This window comes from Pseudomonas sp. SDO55104_S430 (genome assembly GCF_054070595.1).
In genome coordinates this window covers 1-5,551 of the sequence record NZ_JBSVXG010000303.1, presented here as the reverse complement: position 1 = coordinate 5,551, position 5,551 = coordinate 1, and the positions used below count along the sequence as shown (strand labels likewise).

General features: G+C 60.6%; 5 protein-coding genes. 3 read left to right on the top strand and 2 right to left on the bottom strand.

Annotated features, from left to right (window positions below; translation table 11 throughout):
- Nucleotides 1-62 precede the first annotated feature (62 nt).
- Nucleotides 63-680 (bottom strand): bifunctional phosphoserine phosphatase/homoserine phosphotransferase ThrH, encoded by a 618-nt coding sequence (thrH, locus tag ACW9JE_RS28135; RefSeq protein ID WP_175378645.1) that lies wholly within the window; start codon nt 678-680, stop codon nt 63-65.
- 163 nt (nt 681-843) lie between these two features.
- Here thrH and ACW9JE_RS28130 point away from each other — a divergent pair, with 163 nt between their 5' ends.
- The 3 genes from ACW9JE_RS28130 to ACW9JE_RS28120 all read left to right on the top strand — a co-directional run bounded on the left by ACW9JE_RS28130 (nt 844) and on the right by ACW9JE_RS28120 (nt 4,478).
- Nucleotides 844-1,584: a phosphoadenylyl-sulfate reductase gene (locus tag ACW9JE_RS28130; RefSeq protein WP_457434619.1), complete on the top strand. Its 741-nt coding sequence runs from the start codon at nt 844-846 to the stop codon at nt 1,582-1,584.
- A gap of 572 nt (nt 1,585-2,156) precedes the next feature.
- Nucleotides 2,157-3,692 (top strand): NCS1 family nucleobase:cation symporter-1, encoded by a 1,536-nt coding sequence (locus tag ACW9JE_RS28125; RefSeq protein ID WP_457434618.1) that lies wholly within the window; start codon nt 2,157-2,159, stop codon nt 3,690-3,692.
- A gap of 57 nt (nt 3,693-3,749) precedes the next feature.
- The gene (locus ACW9JE_RS28120; RefSeq protein WP_224540992.1) at nt 3,750-4,478 is read left to right on the top strand and encodes an aspartate/glutamate racemase family protein; all 729 of its coding nucleotides are present in this window, start codon (nt 3,750-3,752) and stop codon (nt 4,476-4,478) included.
- Between the two features lie 169 nt (nt 4,479-4,647).
- Here the strand turns inward: ACW9JE_RS28120 and ACW9JE_RS28115 are convergent, their stop codons facing one another.
- The gene (locus tag ACW9JE_RS28115) at nt 4,648-5,343 is read right to left on the bottom strand and encodes an HAD-IA family hydrolase (RefSeq protein WP_457434617.1); all 696 of its coding nucleotides are present in this window, start codon (nt 5,341-5,343) and stop codon (nt 4,648-4,650) included.
- Between the last annotated feature and the right edge of the window lie 208 nt (nt 5,344-5,551).

The window sequence follows — 5,551 nt, the reverse complement described above, 5'->3', positions numbered from 1 at the left end:
CTGATGCCCCGCGTTATCGTTGGCCTCCATCGCGAGCATGCTCGCTCCTACAGGGATCGTGTTTACAGGGACAGGGTCCGGTTCGAGGCCTTGATGAACTCTTGCTTCAAATCCTCAAAACTGTGCACCGCCGGGAATTGCGGGAATTCGCGGATCACGTTGTCCGGCGCGTGGAACAGAATCCCGGCATCCGCCTCGCCCAGCATGGTGGTGTCGTTGTAGGAATCGCCAGCGGCGATCACCCGGTAGTACAGGCTCTTGAAGGCCAGGACCGACTGACGCTTGGGATCTTTCTGACGCAGCTGATAACCGGTCACGCGCCCGCTGTCGTCGGTGATCAGACGGTGGCAGAGCAAGGTCGGGAAGCCCAACTGGCGCATCAGCGGCTGGGAGAATTCGTAGAAGGTGTCCGACAGGATCACCACCTGGAAGCGCTCGCGCAGCCAGTTGACGAACTCGATGGCGCCGTCGAGCGGCTTGAGGGTGGCGATCACTTCCTGAATGTCGGCCAGCTTCAGACCGTGCTCATCGAGAATCCGCAGGCGCTGCTTCATCAATACGTCGTAGTCGGGAATGTCCCGGGTGGTGGCCCTGAGGGACTCGATTCCGGTTTTTTCAGCGAAGGCGATCCAGATTTCCGGGACCAATACACCTTCCAGATCCAGACATGCAATTTCCACAAGACACTCCCATTTGTATTGTTTATTGAGTCGAGCGAGGCCGAACTCTAGCGACTCCACCCTCATCGCGCAACGCAGAGGACGCCCCGGCCGGCGCAGCTTTTTGTTACCATCGGCCCCATATAGAGCGCCCAGCGCCACCGACCTGTAGGAAGCCGCCCTGATGAGCCCAACGTTCGACGTCGTGGAACTCGCCACGACCTATGCCAACAAATCCCCCCAGGACATCCTGAAACTCGCGTTCGCCGAGTTTGGCGATGACTTGTGGATATCTTTCAGCGGCGCCGAGGATGTGGTGCTGGTGGACATGGCCTGGAAGATCAACAAGAACGTCAAGGTGTTCAGCCTCGACACCGGTCGCCTGCACCCGGAGACCTACCGCTTCATCGATCAGGTGCGCGAAAACTACAAGATCGACATCGAACTGGTGTCGCCGGACTACACCAAGCTCGAACCCTTCGTAAAGGAAAAAGGCCTGTTCAGCTTCTATAAGGACGGCCATGGCGAATGCTGCGGGATCCGCAAGATCGAGCCGCTGCGACGCAAGCTCTCCGGCGTCAAGGCCTGGGCCACCGGCCAGCGCCGCGACCAGAGCCCGGGCACCCGCAGCGCGGTGGCAGTGATGGAAATCGACACCGCTTTCTCTACCCCGGAACGCACCCTGTACAAGTTCAACCCGCTGGCGCAGATGACCAGCGAAGAGGTCTGGGGCTACATCCGCATGCTCGAACTGCCGTACAACAGCCTGCACGAGCGCGGTTTCATCAGCATCGGCTGCGAACCCTGCACCCGCCCGGTCCTGCCGAACCAGCACGAACGCGAAGGCCGCTGGTGGTGGGAAGAAGCGACCCAGAAAGAATGCGGGTTGCATGCGGGGAATATCATCAGCAAGTCCAAGGCCTGATCCCTCTCCCCCTGTAGGAGCGAGCTTGCTCGCGATGGACCTGAGAACACCGCGGGTGTCAGGCTTCCCTCGTTATCGTTGACGACCATCGCGAGCAAGCTCGCTCCTACAGTGGATGCGTAACCATCAAAAATGTGTACACAGGAATGTCACCATCGGTGCCATTTATGTGTGCACTTTTTGTTTCCGCGCCCTGAAAGGTTACATTTTCCCCTTCCGTCCCCCGCTACCGCTCTTCCGCAAATCCCCTCCCGAAAATAAATACCTGCGCAATCAATCACCTCGCACACCACGTTTTTCATCGCCCCATGCACCCTCTGATGACAAAACGAAATCACCTCTCCGCGCCTCGATTTCGAGTACTGGCATGGAACTCGCTTTAGTGCATACATGTTTTGTATACAATCATCTCAAAACATAAAAACACTTTAGATCCGCAAGCCTGAAGCGCCCTATCCCGTACAGGCTGCAGATGCCCCGTAACCAATGATGCTCGCCACCCGCGACGAAGATTGCCGAGCCCCGCGCTCATGCACAGTCATCGCGGCCTGGAACATCAGGAGCCTGCCGGAATGCGTACAAGTCTCTCTAACAACAATATTGCGCTGGATCTGCCCTCTTCCCACTCCACTCAACGAGATCAAACTCAGCAATGCCCCGTGGTACTCAGCCCTCGCCTGCATAACAACGATCTGGCGCCGACCAAGGTCGAAGGCCGGCGTTGGGGCAAATACAGCATCTTCGCCCTGTGGACCAACGACGTTCACAACATCGCCAACTACTCATTTGCCATCGGTTTGTACGCCCTGGGCCTGGGCGGCTGGCAGATCCTGCTGTCGCTGGGCATCGGCGCGGCGCTGGTCTACGTCTTCATGAACCTGTCCGGCTACATGGGACAAAAGACCGGCGTGCCGTTTCCGGTAATCAGCCGGATCAGTTTCGGTATTCACGGTGCGCAGATTCCCGCGTTGATCCGCGCCGTGATCGCCATCGCCTGGTTCGGGATTCAGACGTACCTGGCCTCGGTGGTGTTCCGCGTGATGCTGACCGCGATCCACCCCGGCTTCGCCGAATACGACCACAACTCGATCCTCGGTCTGTCGACCCTGGGCTGGGTGTGTTTCGTGGCGATCTGGTTCGTGCAACTGGCGATCCTCGCCTACGGCATGGAGATGGTACGGCGCTACGAGGCGTTCGCCGGGCCGGTGATTCTGCTGACCGTCGCCGCCCTCGCCGCCTGGATGTACTTCCAGGCCAACGCCACCATCGCCTGGTCGATCCGCGAGCCGCTGACCGGTGGCGAGATGTGGCGCAACATCTTCGCCGGCGGCGCCCTGTGGCTGGCGATCTACGGCACGCTGATCCTCAACTTCTGCGACTTCGCCCGTTCCTCGCCGTGCCGCAAGACGATCAAGGTCGGCAACTTCTGGGGCCTGCCGGTGAACATTCTGGTGTTCGCGGCGATCACTGTCCTGCTGTGCGGCGCGCAGTTCCAGATCGATGGCCGGATCATCGAGAGCCCGACCGAGATCATCGCCTCGATCCCCAACACCTTCTTCCTGGTGCTCGGTTGCCTGGCGTTCCTGATCGTTACTGTGGCGGTCAACATCATGGCCAACTTCGTCGCCCCGGCCTTCGTGCTCAGCAACCTGGCGCCCAAGTATCTGACCTTCCGCCGCGCCGGCCTGATCAGCGCCACCATTGCCGTGCTGATCCTGCCGTGGAACCTCTACAACAGCCCGTTGGTGATCGTGTACTTCCTTTCGGGCCTGGGCGCCCTGCTCGGCCCGCTGTATGGCGTGATCATGGTCGACTACTGGCTGGTGCGAAAAGGCCAGGTCAACGTGCCGCAGCTGTACAGCGAAGACCCGAACGGCGCGTATTACTACAGCCGTGGCGTCAATCTGCGCGCCGTGGCGGCGTTCATTCCCGCGGCCCTGATCGCCATCGTTCTGGCGCTGGTGCCGGGTTTCCATCTGGTCTCGCCGTTCTCCTGGCTGATCGGCGCCGGCATTGCCGGGATGCTCTACCTGATCATCGCCAAGCGCGAACCGCACTACGCCGACGTCAGCGGTGAATCCATCGCCGTCGATAACGTCAGCCACTGACTCCATCGCGGCCCGGCAGTGTCGGGCCGCCGAACCACCCCGTTATAAGGACTTCCCATGCGTATTCTCGTGGTCAACGTCAACACCACCGAATCCATCACCCAGGCCATCGCCCGTTCGGCGCAGGCCGTTGCTTCACCCGGCACTGAAATCGTCGGCCTGACGCCGCACTTCGGCGCTGACTCCGTTGAAGGCAATTTTGAGAGTTATCTGGCAGCCATCGCGGTGATGGACCGGGTGATGTCCTACGATCAGCCCTTCGATGCGGTGATTCAGGCCGGTTACGGCGAACATGGTCGCGAAGGCCTGCAAGAGTTGCTCAATGTGCCGGTGGTGGACATCACCGATGCGGCGGCGAGTACTGCGATGTATCTCGGCCACGCCTATTCGGTGGTCACCACTCTGGATCGCACCGTGCCGTTGATCGAGGATCGCCTGAAACTGTCCGGGCTCTGGGACCGCTGCGCCTCGGTACGGGCCAGCGGTTTGGCGGTGCTGGAACTCGAACACGAGCCACAGCGCGCGCTGGAGGCCATCGTGCATCAGGCGGAGCAGGCGGTGACTCAGGACAAGGCCGAAGTGATTTGCCTGGGCTGCGGCGGCATGGCCGGGCTGGATGAGCAGATTCGTCAGCGCACCGGCGTGCCGGTGGTGGATGGCGTGACGGCGGCGGTGACCATTGCCGAATCGCTGGTGCGGTTGGGGTTGTCGACCTCGAAGGTGCGCACCTACGCGACGCCGCGGCCGAAGCGGATCATTGGTTGGGCGGAGCGGTTTGCCCGGTAGACCGCGTTATCGTTCTTCGCGGGCAAGCCTCGCTCCTACAGGGTTTGTCCTGGCACTACACAAACCCTGTGGGAGCGGGCTTGCTCGCGAAGGCGTCGGATCAGCCAACATCAATGTCGCCTGACACACCGCATTCGCGAGCAAGCCCGCTCCCACAATTGGATTTACGTCAGGCCCATTCTAGGGTTGGCAGGCCGAAGGCAGCCGGCCTGAACGCTTTCAAAGTCCGCAGAATCCCATCGGCATGCGCGTACTTCTCGTCCGCCATCGCCGCATCCGGAATGGCGATCGCCGTCATCCCCGCCGCCTTCGCCGCCGTGACGCCAAAGGGCGAATCCTCGAATACCAGGCAATCCTTCGGCTCGACACCCAGGCGCCGCGCCGCTGTCAGGAAGATATCCGGCGCCGGTTTCGCCGCGCCGACTTCCGGGTCGTCGGCCGTGACGATGGTGTCGAACAGCGCGAACCAGTCACGGTGCAACGTGGTTTTCTGGCCGAACGAATGGCTGCTCGAACTGGTGCCGACCGCGATGGGAATGTTGTTGGCCTTCAGATGCCGCACCAGTTCCTGCGCGCCCGGCATCGCTTGTGCTGTAGGAAAACGCTCGCGCATCAGCGGTTCGCGGATTACCAGGAATTCTTCGGCGGTGATCGGCAGGTCCAGGGCTTCGACCACGTAACGGGCAAGATCGCCGGCGCCACGACCGATGATGTTCTGCTTGATGCTCCAGTCGAAGGTTCGTCCATAGCGCCCGACAATCTGGGAGGTGACTTCGGTGTAGATGCCCTCGGTGTCCAGCAGCAAGCCGTCCATATCGAAAATCACGGCCTTGATAGGGCCGAACTCATCCAGCGCTGCATTCATCGCATCTGATCCGTTTTCAATGGCATCCGGGGCGGCGCGGGGGTGGCCGGCGCGGTGGCTGATTAAAGGATTCAGCAGGATAGCGAGCGTTGGGGATGGTGGGCAACGGGCAGATTCGAGTTGAATGAACGGACGCCATCGCGGGCAAGCCCGCTCCCACAAGTTTTTATGCCGTTCTCAAAACCGATATACAAAACAAGACCCTGTG